We start from the raw sequence: 1,129 nt of genomic DNA, 5'->3' as shown, positions 1-1,129 counted from the left end.
GCGTTTACGGTTCGTGCAACACTCGGATTGGAAACGAAACTGCTTGGTATTAACGGTCTCTCAATGAAAATTGACGGCACAACCGTTCAAAGTATCGGAGGCGAGCACTATAACAGTTCGACAAACGGCCATAGCGGATACGAGATTGTCAAAGATCCTGAAACAACCCGTTTTTCACAAGGGTATTTACAATACAAATTGGGAAAAACAACCGCTAAAGCAGGGCGTCAGATTATAAATCTCGACAATGAACGGTTCGTCGGTTCCGTGGACTGGAGACAGATGATGCAGAGTTTTGATGCTGCGGTTATCAGTGATAGCACCATTAATAATCTAACCCTTACCGGCGCTTATGTTTGGGGAATCAAAGGGATTACTGATCTTCCTGCAAGCGAAACTGATTCGATTGTCTTAAACGGTTCGTATAAAATAAATGATATGCTCAAAGTGAGTGCGTATGACTATATCCTCTCTTCACTCCATGATACGATGGGATTAGCACTAACAGGTAATCTTCCTGTATCAATCGCTAAAATCGATTATCGTGCGGAATATGCTCATCAAGGTGATGCTTCCCGTGATACCGACGGCGGAATCGTAAATGCCCAAGCCGATGCGACGTATTACAATCTCGATGCACTTGCCAACATCAGCGGAGTTCTCGTAGGAGCAGGATATGAAGTTTTGAGCGGAACAAGCGGTAGTGACGGAAAAACAGCATTTAGCACTCCTCTGGCAACGTTACATAAATTCAACGGGTGGGCAGACAAGTTTCTCACGACCCCAACGGGCGGTTTGTGTGATGCGAGTGCAACGTTGGGATATACCGCTCCCGGTTTGGGTAAAGCGATGATCGTTTATCACGATTTTGAAACCGATAAAGCAATGGCCGGAAAAAGTGATTTAGGAACCGAATGGGATCTCCTCTATACCAATGCCATACCGGGAATCAAAGGTCTTAGCGCTCTGGCCAAAGCCGCTTATTATCAAGGCGGTGACGTTGCGCTTAATACTAAAGATGTCACTAAAATCTGGCTGCAGCTCGGGTATAAATTTTAAAGCTTGAAAAAATCCCGACATATTTGAATAATCTTCTCCTGTCGGGGTTTTCCGACCGGTTCACTCTGAC

1 protein-coding gene is annotated in these 1,129 nt (G+C 45.1%); it reads left to right on the top strand.

The genetic code is table 11. From position 1 onward, the window contains the following. Positions 1-1,059, top strand: a 1,059-nt coding sequence (locus tag A2517_RS07445; protein WP_294895659.1) for a hypothetical protein, incomplete at its 5' end; no start/stop codon positions are given. Between the last annotated feature and the right edge of the window lie 70 nt (positions 1,060-1,129).

This window comes from Sulfuricurvum sp. RIFOXYD12_FULL_44_77 (genome assembly GCF_001830725.1).
Classification (GTDB): domain Bacteria; phylum Campylobacterota; class Campylobacteria; order Campylobacterales; family Sulfurimonadaceae; genus Sulfuricurvum; species Sulfuricurvum kujiense_A.
This window is presented reverse-complemented; position numbering and strand designations above follow the sequence as displayed.